Genomic DNA, 24,744 nt, shown 5'->3' with positions numbered 1-24,744 from the left:
GTATGTTATTGTAATTGGAATGAACCGTGCATGTATTCTTTATAAGAAACAGCTTCATTAGTAAACCCCCAATTTTCATTATATACAAATTTGTACGAATTGTAAAGTCCCGTATAACTTTCTGATTCCAGCTTAGATTTTAAGTTTTCGGCACCATGTTTATCCATCATTTTCCCAAAATATTGTGCGATATCATATCCTTTGTAAGACTGATCCGACGGAAAAACACCGAATTCCTGTTTGTATAAATCTCTAAAATTACGCGCTTGATTAGTCCAACTTTTTAAATTGCTTTCGGCTGTAATAATAGGACGAAGATTATAAAAATTCGAATGCGTGCCAAAATCAAATCTATCCCATAGTGGATGACCATACAACCGGATTGAATAAAATGATTCAGACGATTTTTTAGATAAGTTTGAAATAAGATTATTCAAGTTCGTCTTATCTGTCGTGCCACTTATGATTTGATTAGTGCCCGTCGTAGAAAGTTTTTCATTCAATTGAGCCAGGGTAGACACAGATACGATATTGGCTTGAGGATTTGCAGCTTTAATAGCGCTAGACATGCCGTCCAAAAATTGTCTACTATCGTTGTCAGAAGCCTGATAAATGATAATTACATCGCCCGTGAGATGGTCGCTTGCTACGCGACTAGCTATACCTTTGGAATGTGACTTTATAGATGGAGTCACCGTTACCAAATTGTTTAAGCCAAATTCGGACGCAGGTGATGCCGCTAGTGGATTGACAATAAGTTTGTTTTTATCGGCTAGATTATTGCCAAAAGCTTTAATTTCTATCGGGTAAACAGGACCAATGATAATACCAGAGTTTGCGATCTCCTCAGATGATGCTAAAGTGGAGTTGTAATAGGTATTGTCTTTAGAATCAATGACTTTTAAGTTAAACGTCTTATTGTTCAAAGCACGTAAACCTAATTCAAATCCTTGATAGAAATCCAATGCTAGCGCAGAGCGTTTTACATCTTTCTCTTCTACACCTGTTCCGCTGATATTATCGAGCTGAAAAGGTAAAAGCAATGCGATAGTACGTTCAGCAGCTATTTTCTTCGCTTTTGCAGAATTTCCCTTTTCACTTGCTTGATTTTCAGTGTTATTTTGCGCCGTATTATTTTCGGTGCCACTTACTTGACCTATCGAGCCTGGAGCTCGCAATACCGTACTTCTAGGAGTACAAGCTGACACTCCTAAAAGTATGGTTAAGGCATATGTGATATAAGATTTTTTCAATTTTCTATTCCCACTCAATTGTTGCTGGTGGTTTTGAACTGATGTCATAGACAACTCTATTGATTCCTTTAACATGATTTATTATTTCATTTGAAATCTTGGCCAATAATTCATATGGTAAGTGAATCCAATCTGCTGTCATTCCGTCCAATGAACCTACAGCACGTAAAGCAACAACATGCTCATATGTACGCTCATCGCCCATTACGCCGACAGATTGTATAGGCAAAAAGATTGATCCAGCTTGCCATATTTTATCATACCACCCAGATTCCTTTAGATTACGTATATATATGTCATCAGCCTCTTGCAAAATTCGTACCTTTTCTTCATTAATGTCTCCTAAGATACGAATTCCTAGACCTGGACCTGGAAATGGATGTCTATTTAGAATGTTTGGATCAACTTCTAGTGTAGCTCCCACACGACGTACTTCGTCTTTAAATAATGTTTTTAGAGGTTCGATTACCTTTAACTTCATGTAGTCAGGCAAGCCTCCTACATTGTGGTGTGATTTGATGGTAGCCGATGGACCTTTTACAGATATTGATTCGATAATATCCGGGTAAATCGTACCCTGACCTAACCACTTCGCTTCCGCTCCCTCAGGTAATTCTGCCTGAATATCTTTAGATGCTTGATCAAAAACATCAATAAATGCACCACCAATAATTTTACGTTTTGCCTCAGGCTCAGTGACACCTTTCAACTTGCCGTAGAATAATTCTTTTGCATTTACGCCTTTGATATTCAGACCCATATTCTTGTAAGAATCTAATACCTGTTCGTATTCATTCTTACGTAATAAACCATGATCTACGAAGAAACAATGTAAACGTTCACCGATAGCATGGTGCAATAATACAGCCGCTACAGTAGAGTCTACACCGCCAGATAATGCCATGATTACATGATCGTTACCCAATTGCTCTTTAAGTTCTTCTATAGTTGTTTCAACGAAAGATTCCGAAGTCCAATCCTGCGCACATCCACAGATATCTACCACAAAGTTTTTGATCAATATTTGACCATCTGTACTATGCGTTACTTCAGGGTGAAATTGAATACCGTATGTTTTAGTTCCTTCGACATGATACGCAGCTACGCGAACTTTGTCTGTACTTGCTATAACCTTGAAAGTGGATGGCACATCTTTAATGGTATCGCCATGAGACATCCAAACCTGTGATTGTGTAGGAATCCCTTTCAATAATGCGTTTGCATCATCTACAAATTGTAGATTCGCTCTTCCATATTCACGGATTTCGGATGGTAATACCTCACCACCACTTTGCTGGGCGAGATACTGTGCTCCATAACAAACACCAAGTAAAGGAAAGCGGGATTGAATAGATTTGTAGTCAATTTGAGGAGCATCCTCTTGACGTACAGAGTAAGGACTTCCAGAGAAAATAACGCCTTTCACGTTATCATCAAAATCAGGGACTTTATTAAATGGATGAATTTCACAATACACATTTAATTCACGTACGCGACGTGCGATCAACTGTGTATATTGTGACCCAAAATCAAGGATAATAATTTTTTCAGACATAGTGCAAAGGTACAATTTAGCTGTCAAATCTGAGAAGTATAATTATGACATTTTTAACATATAATTCATCCCTCCTTCCAACCAGATGAAATGGATGGGTTATTTAAAAAGACAAAGCCAACAATATGTTGGCTTTGCTACTGGTTTTTATCTAACTTATTTTTCTGTAGGTAAGTTCTTAGTCTCACTGATAGCTTTGTAATTTCGAAAAACTTCGATTTTTCCATTATCTATATAGGTGAGTATTAATTCATTGTTTTGTATAAGAACTCCATATGCTTGGTAATCTGCATAGGTATCGTTTTGAAAATCTTTTTCGCTAGCGTAGCGCACAAAATAGGGCTTATTGCTAATTTCTTTGATTCTGTAAAACCAAGGTTCTGTATTGAACTTATCCTTTTTGGAAGAATAAAGATCGTATCTATTATCTCCGGCGAATTCAAATGTAAAATAAGTGTTCTGAGATCGGTAAGTTGATTCTCCCGCATACTTAAATAAATCCAACTGCCAATAACCCTCCTTGATCACCTTCTGAATCTCTTCAGCAGTGGTGGCATTCAATACCACATCATCCATATTGTCTTCCTCGCAAGAAAACAAAGTAAACAAGGATACCAAAATAATAGTAAAAAATTGTCTCATACAGGTTAGTTTAACAATAAGATTTAATTTAGAAAAAAAGGTTTAATCACGAAATGTATCTTTTTTGCAATTTTTTATACCTACTAAAAAAGCTTCTTTTGTGAAGAGACTTTTTGATGAGGATAAAACTATTTTCCGTACAGCTCATTCAACTCATTAGCTAGGCGAATCCCGGCTTTAAGAAGTGCCTCTTCCATCGGATATTTAAAATCGTAAATGTACTTGTAGCTCAGGTTTGCATTATGCTCCACATCGGCATATATTTTATTGGATAATTGATGTGTTTCGTACAAGGCTTGCTCAAATGACACATTGTATTTCTTGTAATAATTTTTGTCGTGTATGTCTAATACATAAGCATACTCCATAAAACTATATTTTTCATTGTCTACTAAATCAGAATCCCAAACTCTGTGGATATTGGTTTTGCGACCAAAGTACATGACTTCAATTTTGTTGCCTCCCAAATCTTCCGCGCGGCCTACGTGCATTGGCTGGTGTGCATCCGCAAATAAGTGGATGATATAATATAAATGTTGTTGCTGCTGTTGTAACGTTAGATCCTTTTGAGTTTTCACTTGAGACTTCACGCGCAAATACGACTTATACAAATTGTCTTCCGGCGAAGCTAATAAGGCTTGATTGAATTGCTCAAAATTCAAGTTAGCAGGCGTATTAACAAAGTGCCAAGACCCCGTTTTATTCAATTGAGGATCAGGATCAGATTTAATAAAATCTGCCCAATTGGACCAATAGGCGATTTTTTGGTTGCCAATAATTTTTTTAATATTCTTTTTCGTCTTTTTGGTAAGGTGTCTTTCAGCGATTTCAGCAATTACCCGATGTCCTGTCATTCCCCACGCCTGCGCCTTTTGGAATTGCCCTAAAATCATACAAACTGCCAATACAAATACTGCACTGATCTTATTTTTCATATCTATACTATTTAAAAATGTCAAATGAATACTTCGCCATAGACCAAAACTCATCTAAGGCAATAATGCGTGGTTTAAAAAAGCTAATCAGATTGGGCCAATGCTCTTTGTTGAACACCGAAATTTTAGCGATAGAAGTCGATATTCGGGCTGTTTTTTTACCATTTTCGTCATAATAGACCTCATCCCATTCCCAATCTTCGGCTACAGTGCTGGAAAACACATTTTTCAATTCTTTGAATTGATCAAACATCAATTGGCGGATAGCATCATCAGGATGAGTGATTTCGATGTATATACTCGCGGTTTTGTTTGTGGCCTCCAGACGAAAGTACAGGGTCTTGATACCCGTCTTGTAGTTGACCCAATTTACTTTTTCGTAATCTGCGGATGGTACTACGGACATGTATTGTCCAAAAGTAGTCCAAAAATTCTCTTTTAATCGCTTAGCTTCTTCTTTTGAATACAAAACCTTTTTTTGACAAAAATATAAAATTGGACAAACTTTTGCAGTCACTATTTTGTTAAACTTAAAAAGCTAACTTAATGGATAAGAAAAAATCTTTGTTTTTACTCACAGCGGCTGCAGCAGGTGCAGTCATTTATAATATCTGGAGACCGGTTAAATCCGATTTGCCAGTCATTCAGGATTTTGATATGGAAAAATATTTGGGTGAATGGTATGAAATTGCCCGATTGGACTTCTTTTGGGAAAAAGGCTTAAAAAACGTACGCGCCCATTATTCCTTACAGGAAGATGGAAGCATTAAAGTCATAAATTCGGGTATAAAAATCAAAGATAACACACCAAAGGAAAGCACCGGTAAAGTTAAGTTTGTGGGATTGCCTCACGAAGGAGCCCTTAAAGTATCCTTCTTTGGACCATTCTACTCAGGATATAATGTCATGCACATTGGCGGAGATTATGAATATGCGTTGGTATTCGGTGAAAATTTGGATTATATGTGGATATTATCACGTACCAAAACCATTACTCCGGAACTTCAGTCTAAATATTTGGAGTATGCTAAAAGCGCGGGATACAATACAGAAGCATTAGTATGGACTATACAAGAATAAATCTCTATCCGTATAAGTCATTAATAACATTAAAATCAACTTGGTGATCCATTGCTATGACATGTGCAATCTCACGAAGATGCTCCTCGGTAATACGATTACCGATTCCCTTATTGTACAGGGAGATCAAAAAGTAGGCATACTCTTCCTTTAATTTTTTGTCAATGCGGTGATTGTTGACATTATAATTGAGGATGCTTACCGCAAAAGTACCAAAGTCTTCTAAAGAGAATCGTTGGTATTTCGCGAAGAATTGGAGCATATATTTCTCGAAATCTTGTTCTAATTGCTTACTTACTTCTATATCTATCATAAAAAAGAGGCATATCATTATTCGTGATATGCCTCAAATGTAATCATTTTAGATTATTTTATTTTCTAACGCTAACTGACACGCGACGATCTACAGCACGTTCCGCATCGGATGCTTCAGCCGATACAGTTGCAAATTCCGAACCATAACCTTCAGCATCAACCACTTGACTGCCTAGCCCTTTCTCTTCCAAAAACTTTTTCACAGCTTCTGCACGCTCTTCAGATATTTTTTCATTTATATTCTCATCACCCGTTCTGTCTGTATATCCACCAATTTTGATTTTAGCATCTGGGAACATACGAAGTATAGCAGCAATATTATCTAATTGTTGGCGGCTATCTTCAGTAACGATAGCTGTATTTGTTTCAAAATTTAAATTATCAAAATCAAACCATTTGTTTTCAAGCTCGGAATCGGACATGTTTTTATAATCCGACTGTAGGAAAGCGATCAGTTGCTCTTCGATACCAGCAGGATATGCTTTAAGGGTATTACCATCCGGTAAAGTAACATCGACAAATTCTCTATCGGCTGGCACTTGCATTTGACTGGTATCAACATTAGTGGTCGCAGTCGTATCTCTTAATACTACTTCGTCCTTGTTTTCGCAGCCTTTACCGAAAAACAACCACAGTCCCAATAAAATTAATGGTATCAATAACCACCACCAGCCTGCTCCTTTCCGTCCCTCTTCTACGGGAGGTACTGGCGCGTGTGTAGCAACAGGGCGCGCAGGAGGTATTGTATGCTCTACAGTAGATGGCTGTTCAACAGGAGAAGGTCGATCGTTGGGAACCGTGACAGGCGGAGGTGTATGAACAGGTTCATCGGCCTCAGCAAATACAGAACCGAACGTACCTAAGCCTAACCCGGTAGGTAAGGCTGCGGCAAAGCCTGAACGATTTGCATTTAAAGCGGAAGAGATGGATTCCGAATCCCAATTCGAGCCATTGTGCGTGATACCTGCCAATGCAGCAGGCAAGGTCGCTCCCATCAATCCTGCAATGGATTCATTACGCATTCCCAAATAAGAAGCTATGGAACTGATTATCCCAGGTAATCTTTCACCAAATATTGACGTCAACAGATTTTGTGTTTCATACTTAGAATTATCTGTTCCAGCAGGAGTTCCGAAATAGTTCCCAAACAAATCATTGGTGTCAAACGAACTCAAGAGCTGTCTCCCCGATTGTAAGATATTCTGCAATCCATCGCTGGTCTTTCCTTGCAACCCTAAAAAGATTGTTGGAATTGTTAAATCTAAGCCTTTGCTGATGGCATCAGGAGATTCGCCCATATTAGCACCCAGTTTGTTGAGCACTTCAGGTGTGAAGTAAGATTTTACCGTATTAAGAATGTTATTTTCCATTGTGTATTTATATTGGTAATAAAAGGAAAACAAGTAATATGCATAAATGTTTGAGCCATACTTTTTTAGATTTATTAACATGTTCTTTATATTGAAATCTTATATTTGAGAATAACTTACAATTATATAATCATGAACATTAAATTTTTTACTACTACTTTTCTAAGCTTATTACTTTTTATTTCGACGAGCTTTGCGCAGCCAAAGTATATATTTTACCTTATTGGAGATGGAATGGGGCTCAATCACGTCAACCTAGCTGAAATATACTCAGCAGAGTTGCAAGGGCGAATTGGTTATCAACCCTTAGCTTTTTCTCAATTTCCATATGTAGGTTTTGCTTCAACAAACTCGGCTTCGAGCTCCATCACCGATTCAGGTGCCGGAGGAACTGCATTAGCAGTAGGTAAGAAAACACATAACGGAGTGATAGGTATGGATAGTGCAGCTACAGTGCCTCAAAGAAGTATCGCCTATGCCGCCAAAGAAGCAGGTTTAAAAGTGGGTATCACGACAAGTGTAAGTATCGACCATGCTACACCTGCAGCATTCTATGCACATCAGCCTAAAAGAAGCTATGCCTATGAAATAGCGTCCGAAATTCCGACATCAGGATTTGATTTTTTCGCAGGTTCAGGCTTTGTGAGTCCGATTACTACTTTTGATAAAAAATCAGTAGAAGATATTCATACACTTTTGGCGACAAAGGGATATACTATCGTACGCGGTAAGCATGCATTGCGTAATGATAACCATGCCGGTAAAAAAATCGTATGGTTAAATAATGAATCACAAGATAAGGATGCTTTAAAATATGCTATAGATCAGACAGCAGAAGATATGTCCTTAGAAGATATTACCAAAGGTGCAATTAAAGCGCTAAGCCACAATAACACAAAAGGATTTTTCTTGATGGTCGAAGGCGGAAAAATAGATTGGGCCTCCCATGCTAATGACTGTGCTACGACAGTGAAAGAAGTGTTGGACTTTAATAAAACAGTCCAAGCTGCTTTTGATTTTTATAAGAAACATCCAAACGAAACATTGATAGTCGTGACGGCTGACCATGAAACAGGAGGATTATCACTTGGTAATGGCCCTTCATCACTAAATTTGAAAGCATTGGCTCATCAAAAAGTATCGCAAGGTGCACTGTCTACGCTTATCGGTAATATCCGTAAGAGCCAACCAAATGCAACTTGGGACGAAGTGAAAAATTTAATTGCAGAAAACACAGGTTTGTGGACTAATCTTAAAGTTTCTGAGGCAGATGAAAAAGAGATAAAGGCAGCGTATGAAAAAAGCTTTGTCAACCACCAAAACGAAACATCGAAAAGTCTCTATGCTAATGACGATAAAATTGCGTCTTTGAGTGTACGTATTTTGAACAAAATTGCCAATGTTGGTTGGTCTTCAACGAACCATACAGCAGCCTATGTGCCTGTGTATGCCATAGGTGTCGGTGCAGAGGTATTCAATCAAAAAATGGATAATACCGATATACCAAAGAAAATAGCAGAAGCAGCTAAATTCAATTTCAATTAATATAAAAAAAGGGTTATCTAAAAAACGATAACCCTTTTTTTGCTTTAAGCCTAGTTATTCAGTGAGCAGCTATACATAGTCTACCAATGAAATTACATTATTACTAAATCGGTGTAACCTGCCCTCTCCTTTCAGAAATTCCAAATTGATTACAAAAGAAAATCCTGCTACTTCCCCTCCCAACTTCTCGATTAACTTTGCAGCTGCCACGACAGTTCCACCTGTAGCAAGCAAATCATCATGGATCAAGACTTTTGTTCCGGGCAAGAAAGCATCTTCATGGATTTCTATAGTCGCTTGACCATATTCTAATTTATAAGACTCGGCAATAGTGTGAGCCGGCAATTTGCCTTGTTTGCGGATAGGAATAAAAGGAATTCCTAGTTTATTCGCCAACATCATCCCAAAGAGAAAACCACGACTTTCGATCCCTGCGATAACTTGTACATCTAGTGATTTCACATACTCCACGAAGGCATCAGTTATCTCACTACACAGTGTAGCGTTTTTCAGAATTGGGGTAATGTCTTTGAAAACAACACCGGGTTGGGGGAAATCTGGAATATCTCGAACTACCGCTTTTAGCTTCTCTTCTAACATTTTTTTAAAAACTCTAAATACGGTTCAATTTTACGCAAAAATTCTGGATCAAGCCCTTTATTTTGTGATAAATTGCGCATATCAGTGTACGGACCATGTTCATTTCTAAAATTGACAAAGAGCTGCGCTTGTTTTTTATTGATATACGGATGTTTGGACAAGGCGTTAATATCAAGGGTGTTAATTTCTAGCTTTTTAATTGGGTGACCTGCCAGCTCCAGCTGTTCGGCTATTTGTTGGAATGTTTCTTCGGATATCCCATAAACCTCCTTAAGCTGTTTTAGATCGTGGAAACTTCCTAACCCATCCCGAAATTTAACATTACGGGAAGCTAGCACGGACCCGATACCGCGTAATGATTTGAATGCTGGGGTGTCAGCTTCATTGACTTTTACAATAACTTTCCTGCTATTACTTTCAGAATATTTGGTTGGGCGTTCCGTAGGCTGATAGACTGTAGCTGTCTTTTGTGGAGTAGAGATTGTGATGTAAGGTTCTAATCGGGCATAATCCCGTTCGGATATAGAGTAGATTTTTCGGAGATCTTCTTTATTGAAAAACTTACCACCTTTAGCGACGTAATTGGTTATCACCTTTATTTGCTTTGCGCTGAGGCCCAATTGTGTCCATTCTTCAGGAGAAATAGTGTTCGGGTCAAATTTGAAATAGTGAATTGAAGCTGTTGGATTTGTAGAAGGCCTGCGTTGAGATTCTTCGAATACCTCGTTAATGGCTGCTTCAGTAAGGACTGCCCCATCATCTAGCTTGGTCAATTCAAACTTAATCGTATTTTTCGGGATAAACTTCCGATAAATAAATATCAATATATTGATGCTAAATATACCCAGTGTAAGTACGATTAAGCCATACCTTTCAGCAGTATTAAAATGAAAATATTTAAAGAACTTTTTCATGGGGAAAATCAATCTTTAAAATATCTTAAATTGCTCAACAATTACATGTGATTACGTTAAATTTGCAAAATATCAATTTGATTTGAAAATGTATTTTATTCATGCCCCTTTTTTCTTACGCTGGTATTATCCGAATGTAACTTGGAATAAGTCGAGGCAGGATAAAAAACTATACTTGACATTTGATGATGGACCGATACCGGAAATTACGCCCTGGATATTGGATACATTAAATAAATACCAAGTCAAAGCGACATTTTTCTGTGTAGGCGAAAACATCAAAAAGCATACTGAAATATTCGAAAGACTGATTAGCGAGGGGCATCAAGTAGGTAACCACACTTTTCATCATCTCAAAGGATGGAAACATTCGGACGAAGAATATATAGAAAATGTGTACAAGTGCCATGAACTGACTGCTTCTACCCTATTTCGTCCTCCCTATGCAAGGGCTAAAAAATCACAATTGAGAAAGCTGAAATCAGATTTTGAAATCATTTATTGGGACGTGCTATCAGGAGACTTTGATACCAAGATAACAACGGAGAAGTGTTATCAGAACGTAATTAATTATACTAAAAATGGCTCTATCATTGTCTTTCATGACAACATTAAAGCCATTCCTAGGGTTAAATATGCACTACCTAAGGTGCTTGAATATTTTTTAGCTAAAGGATATACATTTCAGACCCTTTAGTCTTAATTAAATGAAATTCTAAAACCGTAAATCTTACTGCTGCTTACACTAAAATAACCTAGCGCACCATTGGAAATATTAGATTTAGGATTTGCGGGAGCTGCACTTCCGGGATTGATAGACTGCAGATCATTCCAATAATCATACACACCTTTGTCGATTATCTGTCTCCTTACGGTAACAGTGTCGCCCAACTCAATACTATTTTTACGGTCAGAAAGTTCATGTGTAACTATTAAACCATCATTGAATTTATCATTAAACACACTGGCGAAACTAAAATCTTTTCCATTAATGGAAATATTATATTTATAATAGTTAGGAACATTTTTAGGATCTTCAAATTTCAATGAAACGGAATACAACGTATCTGTAAATATTACATCTTCTGTAATTCCCGTCGATCGGACATCAATATAGTCATGCATATACGAAGATGACTCGAATATCTCCCCATCTATATTCACGGTCAGATTATAATTAGTCGTTTCTTTCGGTTTGAATGGTGCTGTATACTTACCGTTTGCTTGATGGGTAAATGTATAAGTCGTTCCCTTGTCATCGCGAACATTGATGACTGCGTTACTCACTGGAGTATTTTTAACAGGAGCATCGAAAGCTACAGTTTCCGACACATAGATGGCTTGTTCGTCACTTAAGTTTGTCAGATCGGCTTCGATCACATAGCGTGAATCAGCTTCATTCAGATCTATCTGAATCAGCTCCTCGCACGAAACTAAGCTCAAAGCAGCGAATATGAAAGTAAGGTGTAAAAATCTCATAACTAAAATTTAAAGTTCCAAGTTACTGAAGGAATAATTCCAAATAAGGCTATTTTATAAGCTTCTGTAATGTTGGCATTATCATCATTCTCTCTAAAATCTATGATATAGGCATTTTTGCGATTATAAACATTATACAATCCAAAAGACCAGCTTGATTTAAAACGTTTATTAGTTTTAATAGGATCGTAGGTCGCCGACAAATCTAAACGGTGATAATCCGGCATCCGATATTCATTGCGCTCTGTATAATAAAATATAGTACGACCATCCACTTCATATTTTCCACTTGGAAATGTAATAGCATTACCGGTGTAATAAACAAAATTAGCACCTAAATTCCACTTTTCACTCAATTGATACAATCCCACGACCGAAACATCATGTGTACGATCTTGGCGTGCATTAAACCATCTGCCTTCATTAATTTGATCAAACTGACGCTCGCTCTTTCCTAAAGTATAACTCACCCAACCATTCAATCTTCCTTTGGTTTTGCGCAAATAAAACTCAAGACCATAAGCTCTACCTCTACCATACAGCAACTCGCCTTCCAAGTATTCATTAGCTTGCAGATCAGCGCCATTTCGGAAATCTATCTGATTCCCCATATATTTATAAAATCCCTCTAAAGAGAATTCATACGTATTGTTATTAAAATTTCTAAAATAACCTGCAGCCACTTGATCTGCATATTGAGGCTGTATATTGATGCTACTCAACACATATTGATCCGTCGGCAATGAAGATGTCGTGTTGGTCAATTGGTGAAGATTCTGTACAATACGATTGTAAGAAGTTTTCACACTTTGGGTCTCATTCAGAATAAATGATGCCGATAAGCGTGGTTCCAGATTAAAATGATGCTTTATAATATTAGAGTTGGTAAGTTTTTCTTCACCCACTGGCTCTCCATCCTCATCATAGGTATAAAAAGTACCTGGACCTTGTACCATGAAGTCAGTAGCCCGTAAGCCATACAACATTGCAAACCAGGATACGGGATTCCATTCGTGAGAAATATAACCAGCTAGTTCTAAGCCGTGACGGTTTTCTATATTGATACTATTTACAGCCGAATTAGCGCGCGCATTAAGGCTTGCTGGTGAAACCTTTTGCTTCAACGCATTGAAACCAAACTTGAATGTACTTTTGCTATCCGCATAATACGAAAAATCTTGTTTCAAATTAATGTTCTCAATTTTTGAAGCTATAACAAAATCACTGTTATCATTATTAACATTTACATTGTATGTGAAATCACTGTATATAAATGAAGTATTGCTGAAGAGTTTTTGATTAAAAATATGATTCCAACGAACTGTTGCCGTAGCGTTACCCCAGTCAAAACTAAACAAATCACCATAGCCAAGGTCATCCTTTCCGAAATACCCCGAAGCATAAAGTGTGTTTCGCTCGTTAAATCTATAATTGATTTTTGCATTCAAATCATAGAAATACAGCTTACTGTCCTTGACTGTCTCATTACTGGAAGCCTTCAAAAATACATCTGCATAGGTACGTCGGCCGCTGATCATAAATGAACTTTTATCCTTTTCGATAGGTCCCTCCAATTTCAATCTAGAAGCGATAAGCCCAATTCCACCTTCGGCAGCGAAATTTTTGTTATTGCCATCTATCATGTGTATATCCATTACCGAGGAAATACGTCCACCATACTGTGCAGGTATACCTCCTTTGAAGAGTTCGACATCTTTAATGGCATCCGAATTAAAAGTCGAAAAGAATCCCAATAAGTGCGATGCATTGTATACGGTAGCTTCATCCAATAATATCAAATTCTGGTCTCCACCGCCTCCGCGCACATAAAAATTGGATGACCCTTCGCCCCCTTTACCTACTCCAGGTAGCATTTGAATGGTTTTTAATATGTCACGTTCGCCAAATAATACAGGCACATTCTTAATTTCTTCGATTGTGAAATTCAGTGCACCCATTTGTGGGCTGGTGACATTTTTATTTTGTTTTCGCCCCGAAATGACTACTTCCTCAATTTCACGTCCTATAGGAGATAGTTCAAAGTTGAACCGTTTTTCCTCATTCGGATTAATTGTTCTCTCCAAGGGCACATAGCCTACATACGAAATCACTAGTGTACTCTCACTGTTTTCAAGTTCTAATGAAAAAAAACCATAACTATTGGTACGTACAGCGCGATTAGCCTCCTTAGATTGCACCGTCGCCCCGATCAATACTTCGCCCGTGGATGCATCTTTTACATATCCACTAATATTAATCTTTGCCTGCGCCCAAACATTTCCATAAAATAAACTGGCGACTAAAATTAGTGCGTAATAACGAAACATATATTTATTTATCTGTTAGTGTCTAAAAAATTGATCGAAGAAAGCCATTTGATAATTAATAGACTGCACCCAATACTCCCAATTGTGCTTGCCTGGCATTGTCAAATAGCTGTGTGTGATATTTAAATACGTTAATTTACGATGTAACTCTTCATTTACCGCAAAGAAAAAATCATCATATCCACAATCAATAAAAATTTTTAAGCTGTTAGGCTTAATCTGATGGAGCATCTCCATTACGGTATGTTCCGTCCATTTGTCTTTATTTGTGCTGTATTCACCTAATCGCTTGCTCATTTCCCAGTTATTAGGAAATGGTCTAATATCTACGCCACCTGCGGTGCTACCTACAGCTCCATAAATATCCTGATGACGAATAGCGAGGTACAATGCACCATGACCGCCCATACTTAATCCCGTGATGGCACGTCCTTCTTTTTGTTTACATACTTTATAGTTCGATTCGATAAAGTTTATCAATTCTTTACTTACGAATGTCTCATACTGAAAATCTGGTGTTGTATCCCAATACCAGCTGCCGATACCACCATCGGGACATACGACCATATAATTATAACGATCGACTAATGTCTTGATGTATGGCGCACGATTTACCCAATTGGCATAATCTCCGCCATAGCCATGCAAGAGATACAAAGTTGGAATAACTTTATCTTTTGAATTATCGGGTCGGATTACTACTGTTTTAATGTTTTTGTTCATGCTGGCAGAAAATACTTGAACCGTATCTACTGTGGCCGCAAAACTCGTATTTCCAAAAATTAAAGCAACAATAAAAGCAAAAAAATAAAGGTTTTTCATGATATTAAAATTCGTATTTGTAAAGATAGGAATCCAAACCAAATGGACGCTCAGAAATTGTATATAAAAAGCGATTATATAAATCAAAACAAATGGCTTCCCCTTGTGGTTCGATGATATAAGGAATTATTTGCGGGGTTTGAGACATCGTTTCAATAACAGACTGCCCATTTTGCCTTTCCCACATATAGATAGTCGTTAAATTTTTAGCTACTATATATTTTCTATCTCCCGAAATATCAGCTGAAGTCGTAAATGTAAAGGGTAATGTCAGTAAAGGTCGAAGCGTATGCGCAGTCGATCCGTTTAAATCAAGGGGTAAACTGAACACTGTCGATTCGAAATCTCTTTTGGAAGTAATATATAGTTGATGGTCCGTCGGATCCACGAAGATAGCTTCAGCATCTCGCCTTTTATCACTGTATCGAACCTTTATTTCTTTCAGCAAAGGGACTCTAATTGTATTCAAACTTTTAGATATCGTTACCTGAGGTTCTTCGATCACATACAACGAGAGTATCTCTCTATTTCTTAGATTATTTCCTATATCAGCAAGAACCAAATATTTCTTATCATCAACTTGAAAACGAGCTATATCCTCAACATCAGTAAATTTAACACCCTCTACCTCAACTTTTACTTTAAGATTTGCGGTGGAATCGATGAGATATACAAAAGGACCATCACCGCTATCATTATGTACCCAGAAATATCCTTCTCCATAGCCATAAGGCGTAATGCCTGATATTTCGGTTATCAGTGCGCTTTTTACCTTGCCTAATTTTTGCGGGCTTTGTGCCCAGCCTGCCTGTGGCAAGCAAATAGTGCTCAGGAGCAGCATGCAGACAATGGAAAATATTTTAGTACACTTCATGTTTTAGTTTTTATCAAATAATAAAGCTCCACTCACATTCCAAAAACTTTGGCTATCGCCTTCGGCTGCACCTTGCGGAATATGGACACGAATTTTATGTTTGCCGGCTTTAAGATCTCCCAAATCTATATAATTTGGGTAAGTAATGGTGCCAGGACACCAGTTGGAACGGCTCAAATCAGAGGATGACAAACCGCTATCAAAGTTGCCGGACACGGGATTGTACAGTCTATAACTGCCACAATCTACGCGCCATGGAGTAAATTTGAAAACTAAAGCATCGTTTAAAAAAATTGAATTAACCTTCGGCACAAATTCATCGCCATTCCACCAACCACCATGTCCCGTTGTTATATACCTTAAACGAGCATTCTTTATATCTGACTTCAACTTAAATTCGACTACTAAACCTTTTTCCGAACCAAATAAGGTAGGATACGTCTGTCCGCCCATTTCCATGACATTGGTTGTATTGAAAAGTGATAATGCTTGTGTATGATTGCCGTAGTTTGAATTGCCAGGATGTATCGTCAATTCCAAACTAACGATGTGACCTCCTTTGTCATAGTTGCCAATATACGTTCCTACATATATCTCTTTACCGGACATCGTATGCAAAAATTCAGACACATCTTGTCTATAAGTCACTGAATCTTGCCACGTTTTACCTTTTAATGTCAAGCGATCATTAAAATGCGAAACGCCGAACGGTGTGAAAAAGCGCATCAACTCAAATATTGGAGAAAAGCTCACGGTACGAACCATACCCAAATAATTTTTGCCATCACCTACATCATACTTCGGTAAGGTGACCATGCCCTTGTTCATGCCATCCAAAAAGGTTAGATCTTGGTCCTCGGCAATCATAAACACTGACCCAGTTCTGTCGTAGGCGTCACCATTGGATTTTTCCACCAATTCTATGAATGCTTGGCTATCTTCCGAGACTTCCGGAACCTTTATTTTTCGCAATATTACTGTTCCTTCCGCAAACCGTAATACCGAATCTGATTTTAAATTATCCAGATCAAAACAAATTTTTTCGTCCCGGAATATGGGTATCTGGATAAATTTACTTTTCCAAACCTCGTCTCGATATGTAAGTATATCTAACGTCATTTCAGAATTGGGAAAAGAATATCCACTGGGAAATGCTTTTACCTGTTCAATATTCGTAGCGATGAGCCCCGAATTACCATTCCGTGTATATTCCAAGACCAACCCCTGATCCAATCCGATATCATTTGGCGACGCATGAATTCCCAGTGAGGTGGTGTAATAAATATCTATAGCATTGGAGTTTATGGAAGTTGCCGATTTCTTTGCTTTATATCCTACGATCTCTTTTTGCTCATCTTTGGCTTGAAAAGTATTTTTGCTGAAACTGGAGGAATCGGCTGTGATGACGGTCTTGCCATTCGCAAAAGTTGATTTTTTGTATATGATCCGTTTAGCCACGTCTACTATACTTTCTTCGACGGTTCTGCTCGGCGCTTTATTCAGCATACTTTCACGGGTAATGATGCTCTTCTTGCTATCCGCAAAAACTATAATGGGATCATTCCCTACAATTTGTCCATTGCGTGTAGGCTTATATGTGATTTTATATACCTGCGCGGAGCTGGCTAGGAAAATAAAATTGGTAAACAGCAGAAATACTAATCTTTTCATAATAATAGTAGGTTTATAGGACTTCAATAACAGTTCCGTCCACGGTTGGATGAGATACACAGATCAAGCATCGTCCGCTTTCTACTTCTCTATCTGTCAATACCTCATTATAATCCATATTTACAGCGCCATGCTCGACTTGGGAAATGCATGTGCTACACATCCCCGATTTGCAGGAGTACGGTAATTTGATTTTATTGGCCAAGCCCACATTTAGAATGGTTTCGTTCGCAGGAACCACCAAATCATAATCTTGTCCATTGAATTTGATCGTAACCCGATAAGGTGTCGTATCCACCACTTCTTCCTCTCGCTCATCATCATCCTCTTCTTCTTCCGGAAAATAAAAAGTTTCTCTGCGGACATTGGCATCCGGAAAACCCATGCCCAAAAGGGTGAATCGAACCAAATCCATGTAAAACAAAGGTCCACAAGTATAGAATATGGCTTCATCGGGTGAAGTATTCAAGTGCGCATTTACCAATGCAATCAAATATTCTCTATTTAGGCGAGCCTTAGCTAGATTTTTGGAATTGGACCATATGTATTCTATTTCCAAGCGATCGGGATACTGTGCTTGCCATGCCATAAGTTGATCATAGAATACGGTGCTTTCTTTGGAGCTATTGCTGTAGATCAAGACTACTTTAGTCTGATTTTCTTGCGTTAAAGCTGTTTTCAAGATAGAATACAAAGGAGTAATACCGACACCCGCAGCAAAAAGAAATATTGTACGTGTACTATCTACTTGTGGTTCGTAGACAAAAAGCCCCTGCGGCTCCATAACCTTGATTCTATCACCCACCTGTATTTGATGATGCAGCAATCGGGATATTTCGCCATTTTCTACACGTTTGATAGTGATTTCTAGAGGCTCATTGAGAGCAGGCGCACTGCTGAAAGAGTACGATCGACGGACTTCGCGCTCACCAAATTCAAACACTAAGGTAAGAAACTGTCCTGCTTTATATATTGGAAATTCACCAGACAAATCTATAAAACGAATCGAAATGATCTCGTTGGGATGTCTTATTATTTCAGATACTTTAAAGTCATACATACACCTTAAAGATAAAAATAAAAAATGACCTCAATAAAAAAACCTGACCGTTTGGGTCAGGTTTTATCTATATTATCTGTAGTAAGATTACAACTTACGTTTTACTTCTACTTGTTCGTATGCTTCGACGATATCACCTACTTGTATATCATTAAAGCGATCGATGTTCAAACCACATTCGTAACCTTGAGCAACTTCTTTCACATCGTCTTTGAAACGTTTCAAGGAAGCCAACTTGCCTGTATGAATTACCACACCGTCACGGATGATACGAATATCATTGTTACGCGCTATTTTACCGCTAGTCACCATACATCCGGCAATTGTACCCACTTTAGAGATTTTGAATGTCTCACGGATTTCAACTTCCGCAACAATCTTCTCTTCAAATTTAGGTGCCAACATACCTTCCATTGCTGACTTAAGCTCATCGATAGCGTCATAAATGATTGAGTACAGACGTACATCAATTTGCTCTGCTTCGGCCAACTTACGTGCATTTTGCGTAGGTCTCACTTGGAAACCGATGATAATAGCGTCTGAAGCTGAAGCTAACAATACATCAGATTCGGAGATTGCACCCACTGATTTGTGAATGATATTCACTTGAATCTCGTCGGTAGAAAGTTTCAATAATGAATCAGATAATGCTTCGATAGAACCATCCACATCACCTTTAACGATTACATTCAATTCTTTGAAGTTACCGATAGCAAGACGACGACCGATTTCATCCAAAGTAATGTGCTTAGTAGCACGCATACCTTGCTCACGTTGCAATTGAAGACGTTTGTTTGCTACTTGACGTGCTTCAGATTCACTCTCCATGACATACAATTTGTCACCGGCAGTCGGAGCACCAGACATACCTAAGATCTGAACTGGAACAGATGGACCTGCCTCTTTCACGCGTTCTCCTCTTTCGTTTGTCAAAGCTTTTACTTTACCTGAATGTGAACCTGCAAGAATTGGATCACCAACACGCAAGGTACCACCTTGTACCAATACCGTAGTAACGATACCACGTCCTTTATCCAAAGCTGACTCGATTACTGAACCAACAGCACGTTTTTTAGGATCGGCTTTTAATTCTAATAACTCAGCTTCTAGTAATACTTTTTCTAATAATAAATCAACATTTTCACCTGTCTTAGCCGAAATTTCTTGCGCTTGGTATTTACCACCCCAATCTTCTACTAATATGTTCATTGCTGATAACTGCTCGCGAATACGATCTGCATTAGCTCCAGGCTTATCCACTTTCGTGAAAGCAAATACAATCGGCGAACCAGCTGCTTGTGCGTGGTTGATTGCTTCTTTTGTTTGAGGCATCACCGCGTCATCGGCAGCGATCACGATAATAACAATATCTGTTACTTTCGCACCACGTGCACGCATCGCTGTAAAGGCTTCGTGACCTGGTGTATCTAAGAATGTGATCTTACGGCCATCATCCAAATTCACGGCATATGCACCGATGTGTTGCGTGATACCACCGGCTTCACCTTTAGTAACATTTGCTTTACGGATATAATCTAATAAGGAAGTTTTACCGTGGTCAACGTGTCCCATTACCGTTACGATAGGTGCACGAGGAACTAGGTTTGCTTCCGAATCTGCTTCTTCTAATTCAGCAGTCTCCTCATCTTCTGGCTTGATAAATTCGATTTGGTAACCGAACTCATCTGCTACGATAGTCAAGGTCTCTGCATCCAGACGTTGGTTGATGGATACAAACATACCTAAGCTCATACAAGTCGCGATGATTTGAGTCACTGGTACATCCATCAAGTTTGCTAATTCATTCGCCGTAACAAATTCTGTTACACGAAGAATTTTTGCTTGCAATTCTTGTTCTAATGCTGCTTCCTCTGCCGACAATGCTATATCATCACGTTTTTGACGACGTAATTTAGCACGTTGAGCAAATTTACTTGACTTACCCGCACCACTTAGACGAGCAAGTGTTGCTTTGATTTGGTCTTGGATATCTTTTTCTGATAATTCTTCTTTAGGAGCGTCATTTCTTCCGCCTTTATTTCTATTATCAAATCGTCCTCTATTTGCTCCAGGATGTTGATTACCTCCTCCTGGACGGTTGTTATTGCCTCTTGGACCACCCGGATGTTGACCTCCAGGTCTATTTTGCCCTTGTCCTTGCCCTTGTTGGCCTGGACCTGGTCTATGCTGACCTCCTTGTTGATTGTTTTGATCGTTAGGAGATACTGGAGAACCTGGTTTGTTCGTACGCTTACGCTTACGTTTATTATCCTGATTGGCGTTAGAAGATGAAGCCACAGGCTTCTCCTTAGGTTTGAAAGTTGGTAATTCAATTTTACCGATTACTTTCGGACCTTCTAATTTTTCAGAACGCGCGCGGATTACATCATCCACGGGCTGAGCTGGTTTGGCTGGTGCGGGAGGAGTTACAGGAGTTTTAGGCTCTGTTTTCTCTTCTACTTTTTTTGGTGTTGCTATTGTTTGTTCTGTTTTAGCAGGCTTAGCTTCTTCCGGAGTAGGAGCTTCTACCTTTTGTTGTGGTACTTGTTGCACAGGTTTTTGTACAGGCTTAGCCTCTACTGGAGGTTGTGCTTTGACCTCTTCTTTTATAGGTTCGGCCTTTGGTGCTTCCACCTTCGGCTCTTCTTTCTTCTCTACGACAGGAGCAGCAGGTGCGGCTGCAGGTTTTTTCTCTTCAACAGGGTCTTCTACCTTTTTTGTTTTAGGTTTGTTCAAACTGTCTAAATCGATTTTACCCACTACTTTCAGTGCGCTTCCGTGTGTCTCCTCTTTTCCTTCTTCTTTTTCTTTAGCTGGTGCAGGAGGTACTACTAAAGGACTTTTAATCAGAATTTCGTTTTCTGTATCATCATTTTTAGAAGTAGATGATTCTTGAGTTACAGCAGAACTTGCAGATGAAGGAGTTTCTTCACGACGAATCTTGCCAATAACAATTTGTTTAGCTTCATCTTTTGCGATTTTATCTCCTTGAAATTTACGCAAAAGAACATCGTACATGTCTGCAGATAATTTGGTCGTAGGTTTTGCTTCCACCTCGATCCCTTTTTCTTTTAAATAATCTACTGCAGTACCAATACCAATATTGAGCTCTTTCGCTGCTTTAAGTAAGTTTATGCTTTTACCTTCTGTCATCTAATATTAACCTCTAAAAATTCTGTTCTTTACAAAAATATGATTTTTTCGCACGCATTTAACAAATATTTACATTTTATATGTAACATATGTTGACATCAGAGTTTTATTCAAACTCTGATGCTAAAATGCGTACTATTTCTTGAATTGTATCTTCTTCTAAATCTGTACGGCGCACTAATTCTTCGTGTGACAATGCTAAAACTGACTTCGCGCTATCGAGACCTACACGTTTCAATTCGTCTATGATCCAGCTATCAATTTCGTCTGAGAATTCTTCGATATCTACATCCTCCTCTACTTCGTCATTCTCGCGGTATACATCGATTTCATATCCTGTCAATTTACCTGCCAATTTAATATTGTGACCTCCACGACCGATAGCCAAGGATACTTGATCAGGTTTTAAATATACGGCTGCCGTTTTGTTTTCTTCATCAATTTTGATGGAAGTAATACGCGCCGGACTCAATGCACGTGTGATATACAACGATGAATTTGTCGTAAAGTTGATCACATCAATATTTTCATTGCGCAATTCGCGTACAATACCATGAATACGTGAACCTTTCATACCCACACACGCTCCTACTGGATCGATACGATCGTCATAAGATTCTACCGCTACTTTAGCACGCTCTCCTGGTTCGCGGACAATTTTCTTGATAGTAATCAAACCATCGAAAATCTCTGGTACTTCCAGTTCGAACAAACGTTGCAAAAATTCTGGAGCTGTACGTGAAATAATAATCTTAGGATTACTATTCATCATATCCACTTTGTGCACTACGGCACGGATGCTATCACCTTTTTTGAAATAATCCGCAGGGATTTGTTCTGTTTTAGGTAATAACAATTCATTACCATCTTCGTCTAAGACTAAGATTTCTTTTTTCCATATTTGGTAAACTTCTCCGATTACCAATTCACCTTCACGGTCTTTATATTTTTTGAAAACTTCATCTTTCTCTAGTTCTAATACTTTAGAAACTAAAGTCTGACGAGCAGCTAAAATAGCACGACGTCCAAAGCTCTCTAATGTAATCTGCTCAATATAATCATCGCCTACTTCCAAATCTGGATCGTATTGATGTGCCTCAGCCAATTCGATTTCTAAATCGTCATCTTCTGAGAAACCATCTTCCATGACAACACGCGTTCTCCAAATTTCTAAGTCACCATTATCTGGGTTTACGATTACGTCAACATTTTCGTCAGTACCAAAACGTTTACGAATCATACTACGAAATACTTCTTCCAGTACTGTGATTACCGTTGGACGGTCAATATTTTTGAACTCTTTAAACTCCTGAAAAGAGTCAATCAAATTAATATTGCTGCTCATTTTTATTTAAATGAAATTAACACCCTTGTTTCTTTTATTTGATTTGTAGGTATAGCAGCTTCTTTTAATTCTGCTTTCTTACCTTTTTCTTTTATTTTCTCTTCAATCACAATTTCGGATTCCGTAGCCGACAGCAGTTTACCTTCTTTGATATCACTACTAAGCAATTTCACCCGCACATCTCTGCCTATATTCTTAGTATACTGGCGCAACATCGTCAATGGAGAATCAATACCGGGAGAAGATACTTCTAAGCGATACGCATGCTCTATCACATTCTCTTCTTCCAAATGAAAGCCGACATGTCTACTTACTGCCACACAGTCCGCAATGGCTATCCCGTTGTCTCCATCCAACAAAATGGACAAAACGCCATTTTTTAGCATGGTAATACTTACTATAAACAAATCCTCGCGATCTGCAATCTTTTCTTCTACTAACTCTTTAACGCGTTTTTCAATCTGCATATTTTTCGAAATTGAATTAAAAAAGGGGACATTCCATGCCCCCTTTCCTTTCAGATAATGCAAATATACAAAATATTTACACAAGCAAGAATTTTTTGATGTCTATTTTTTCGTTTCTACGATCGAATTGATGGTTTTTTGCATCTGTGCCATCATTGCTGTCAACGATTCCATAGTCGGCTCTGCAGTCGGTTCCGGGAATTCTGTAGAGATATATGCTTTCGCTTTCCACACTTCCAATATATCGGATGGTTGCACCCAATAAGGCTCATACACCTTATTATCAGAAACAAGTTTTAAACCTTTGTCATCTTTATATTTGAAAGCAATACGCTTATATACTACCCCATCATCCTTAGAAATCACAACATAAGTATGCCCCGGCTTAATGTCCTGCCAATCCTCTACATACTCCCCGATCACAATCGAGCCGCTAGGCAAAGGTAACATGGAATCCCCCTTTATCTCAAAAGCTCGGTAAGTTCCTTGATTGAACATTGGCAGAGAGAACTTCGGTAGTTCTTTAACATACTCCGGATCACCATATCCATTGAGATAACCAGCACTCGCTTTCACCGGCACCAATTCGATATTTTCTCTATCCTGCGCATCGACAGTCACCGAGAGAACACGCAGATTAGAAGCATCACTCTTTGCTACAGGCTTCCACTTCTCATTTATCTCATCATTCGCCAATTCATCCATACTCAATCCATAATATTCAGCTATTTTTTTTAGCAATTCATATTTAGGCTCAGCACGATCTTCTTCGTAAGCACCTACTGAAGCACGTTTAATCTCCATTAAATCAGCAAACTGCTGTTGTGTCAAGTTGTTTTTCTTACGTAAAAACTTAAGGTTGGAAGCAATATTTGACATATTATTTTTTCAAAATTATTTTTAAATACTAAAATTATTAGTAATATTGTGCCAATAAAATTAGTAAACATATTTTGTAAACCCAAATATTTTAGTAAAAACTATGCCAAAGCACATCGTATATATCACTACAGACGCGAATAGAGTTTATCTTGAAGCTGGTTATTGTCAAGACATTGCCCTAAAATTGTTTGAACTACAAAATGCATCGAGCTCATTTATGTTGCGTGGTCCAAAATTTTCACGCATCGTACATACGGAAGAATTTGATAGCTATGAAGCTGCCGACCGCCGAAAAAATGAACTGAATGCATACACACGCATGCAAAAGGAAAAATTGATACGTCGTTATAATCCGAACTGGTTAGGCATATACAATATAGAGCCGGCTATAATAAAGAAAGCTGCTGTTTATGCCTAGACATAAACAACAGCTCCTTAACAACCTTAACATATCG

At 38.3% G+C, this 24,744-nt stretch carries 23 protein-coding genes; 4 read left to right on the top strand and 19 right to left on the bottom strand.

The annotated features are described in order from the left end of the window. Window positions 1-5: 5 nt before the first annotated feature. From EDC17_RS01955 to EDC17_RS01935, 5 genes are all read right to left on the bottom strand, one after another. Complete coding sequence (locus EDC17_RS01955; protein WP_132776368.1) at window positions 6-1,301, bottom strand: ABC transporter substrate-binding protein; 1,296 nt, start codon at window positions 1,299-1,301, stop codon at window positions 6-8. Then, window positions 1,258-2,808 carry a glutamine-hydrolyzing GMP synthase gene (gene guaA / locus EDC17_RS01950; protein WP_132776366.1) on the bottom strand — a complete coding sequence of 517 codons (1,551 nt, stop codon included), beginning with the start codon at window positions 2,806-2,808 and terminating at the stop codon, window positions 1,258-1,260. Before guaA ends, EDC17_RS01955 begins: the two co-directional genes overlap by 44 nt. A 156-nt stretch (window positions 2,809-2,964) precedes the next feature. Next, window positions 2,965-3,450, bottom strand: a complete 486-nt coding sequence (locus EDC17_RS01945) for a hypothetical protein (RefSeq protein ID WP_132776364.1) — start codon at window positions 3,448-3,450, stop codon at window positions 2,965-2,967. 128 nt (window positions 3,451-3,578) lie between these two features. After that, window positions 3,579-4,385 carry a S1/P1 nuclease gene (locus EDC17_RS01940; protein WP_132776362.1) on the bottom strand — a complete coding sequence of 269 codons (807 nt, stop codon included), beginning with the start codon at window positions 4,383-4,385 and terminating at the stop codon, window positions 3,579-3,581. Between the two features lie 7 nt (window positions 4,386-4,392). Next, window positions 4,393-4,854, bottom strand: coding sequence for a DUF4268 domain-containing protein (locus EDC17_RS01935; RefSeq protein ID WP_132776360.1), 462 nt, complete (start codon window positions 4,852-4,854; stop codon window positions 4,393-4,395). 77 nt (window positions 4,855-4,931) lie between these two features. Here EDC17_RS01935 and EDC17_RS01930 point away from each other — a divergent pair, with 77 nt between their 5' ends. Continuing rightward, window positions 4,932-5,465, top strand: a complete 534-nt coding sequence (locus EDC17_RS01930) for a lipocalin family protein (protein ID WP_132776358.1) — start codon at window positions 4,932-4,934, stop codon at window positions 5,463-5,465. 4 nt (window positions 5,466-5,469) lie between these two features. Here the strand turns inward: EDC17_RS01930 and EDC17_RS01925 are convergent, their stop codons facing one another. After that, window positions 5,470-5,778, bottom strand: coding sequence for a hypothetical protein (locus EDC17_RS01925; protein WP_132776356.1), 309 nt, complete (start codon window positions 5,776-5,778; stop codon window positions 5,470-5,472). A 58-nt stretch (window positions 5,779-5,836) separates the two neighbouring features. Next, window positions 5,837-7,150 carry an OmpA family protein gene (locus EDC17_RS01920; RefSeq protein ID WP_165894349.1) on the bottom strand — a complete coding sequence of 438 codons (1,314 nt, stop codon included), beginning with the start codon at window positions 7,148-7,150 and terminating at the stop codon, window positions 5,837-5,839. A 132-nt stretch (window positions 7,151-7,282) separates the two neighbouring features. On the opposite strand from EDC17_RS01920, the gene EDC17_RS01915 reads away from it, so the two are divergent. Then, window positions 7,283-8,695, top strand: a complete 1,413-nt coding sequence (locus EDC17_RS01915; RefSeq protein WP_132776352.1) for an alkaline phosphatase — start codon at window positions 7,283-7,285, stop codon at window positions 8,693-8,695. A gap of 69 nt (window positions 8,696-8,764) precedes the next feature. Here EDC17_RS01915 and EDC17_RS01910 read toward each other — a convergent pair whose 3' ends face one another. Further along, window positions 8,765-9,295 (bottom strand): adenine phosphoribosyltransferase, encoded by a 531-nt coding sequence (locus tag EDC17_RS01910; protein WP_132776350.1) that lies wholly within the window; start codon window positions 9,293-9,295, stop codon window positions 8,765-8,767. Continuing rightward, complete coding sequence (locus tag EDC17_RS01905; RefSeq protein ID WP_132776348.1) at window positions 9,289-10,209, bottom strand: ComEA family DNA-binding protein; 921 nt, start codon at window positions 10,207-10,209, stop codon at window positions 9,289-9,291. The genes EDC17_RS01910 and EDC17_RS01905 overlap by 7 nt, the downstream gene beginning before the upstream one ends. A gap of 88 nt (window positions 10,210-10,297) precedes the next feature. Here EDC17_RS01905 and EDC17_RS01900 point away from each other — a divergent pair, with 88 nt between their 5' ends. Beyond that, window positions 10,298-10,906, top strand: coding sequence for a polysaccharide deacetylase family protein (locus EDC17_RS01900; protein WP_132776346.1), 609 nt, complete (start codon window positions 10,298-10,300; stop codon window positions 10,904-10,906). 2 nt (window positions 10,907-10,908) lie between these two features. Here EDC17_RS01900 and EDC17_RS01895 read toward each other — a convergent pair whose 3' ends face one another. From EDC17_RS01895 to EDC17_RS01850, 10 genes are all read right to left on the bottom strand, one after another. Then, complete coding sequence (locus tag EDC17_RS01895; protein ID WP_132776344.1) at window positions 10,909-11,688, bottom strand: DUF4249 domain-containing protein; 780 nt, start codon at window positions 11,686-11,688, stop codon at window positions 10,909-10,911. Between the two features lie 2 nt (window positions 11,689-11,690). Then, a complete protein-coding gene (locus EDC17_RS01890; protein WP_132776342.1) occupies window positions 11,691-14,015 on the bottom strand; it encodes a TonB-dependent receptor in 2,325 nt (774 codons plus the stop codon). A 15-nt stretch (window positions 14,016-14,030) separates the two neighbouring features. Then, entirely contained in the window at window positions 14,031-14,837 is an 807-nt protein-coding gene (locus tag EDC17_RS01885) for an alpha/beta hydrolase (protein ID WP_132776341.1), read from the bottom strand. 4 nt (window positions 14,838-14,841) lie between these two features. Further along, window positions 14,842-15,711, bottom strand: a complete 870-nt coding sequence (locus tag EDC17_RS01880) for a hypothetical protein (RefSeq protein WP_132776339.1) — start codon at window positions 15,709-15,711, stop codon at window positions 14,842-14,844. A 3-nt stretch (window positions 15,712-15,714) separates the two neighbouring features. Then, the gene (locus tag EDC17_RS01875; protein WP_132776337.1) at window positions 15,715-17,382 is read right to left on the bottom strand and encodes a PNGase F N-terminal domain-containing protein; all 1,668 of its coding nucleotides are present in this window, start codon (window positions 17,380-17,382) and stop codon (window positions 15,715-15,717) included. Between the two features lie 13 nt (window positions 17,383-17,395). Beyond that, window positions 17,396-18,442, bottom strand: coding sequence for a ferredoxin--NADP reductase (locus tag EDC17_RS01870; protein ID WP_132776335.1), 1,047 nt, complete (start codon window positions 18,440-18,442; stop codon window positions 17,396-17,398). 87 nt (window positions 18,443-18,529) lie between these two features. Further along, entirely contained in the window at window positions 18,530-21,595 is a 3,066-nt protein-coding gene (gene infB / locus EDC17_RS01865) for a translation initiation factor IF-2 (protein ID WP_132776333.1), read from the bottom strand. A gap of 106 nt (window positions 21,596-21,701) precedes the next feature. Beyond that, entirely contained in the window at window positions 21,702-22,940 is a 1,239-nt protein-coding gene (nusA, locus tag EDC17_RS01860; RefSeq protein ID WP_132776331.1) for a transcription termination factor NusA, read from the bottom strand. A gap of 2 nt (window positions 22,941-22,942) precedes the next feature. Continuing rightward, the gene (gene rimP / locus EDC17_RS01855; RefSeq protein ID WP_132776329.1) at window positions 22,943-23,407 is read right to left on the bottom strand and encodes a ribosome assembly cofactor RimP; all 465 of its coding nucleotides are present in this window, start codon (window positions 23,405-23,407) and stop codon (window positions 22,943-22,945) included. Between the two features lie 102 nt (window positions 23,408-23,509). Beyond that, on the bottom strand, window positions 23,510-24,286 hold the full coding sequence (locus tag EDC17_RS01850) for an XRE family transcriptional regulator (RefSeq protein WP_132776327.1): 777 nt from the start codon (window positions 24,284-24,286) through the stop codon (window positions 23,510-23,512). Between the two features lie 103 nt (window positions 24,287-24,389). On the opposite strand from EDC17_RS01850, the gene EDC17_RS01845 reads away from it, so the two are divergent. Then, window positions 24,390-24,707, top strand: coding sequence for a GIY-YIG nuclease family protein (locus EDC17_RS01845; protein ID WP_132776325.1), 318 nt, complete (start codon window positions 24,390-24,392; stop codon window positions 24,705-24,707). Window positions 24,708-24,744: the final 37 nt, after the last annotated feature.

Source organism: Sphingobacterium alimentarium, from assembly GCF_004342685.1.
In the GTDB taxonomy this organism is placed as follows: domain Bacteria; phylum Bacteroidota; class Bacteroidia; order Sphingobacteriales; family Sphingobacteriaceae; genus Sphingobacterium; species Sphingobacterium alimentarium.
Note: the sequence above shows the minus strand (reverse complement) of the source record. Positions and strands in the feature narration are given on the sequence as shown.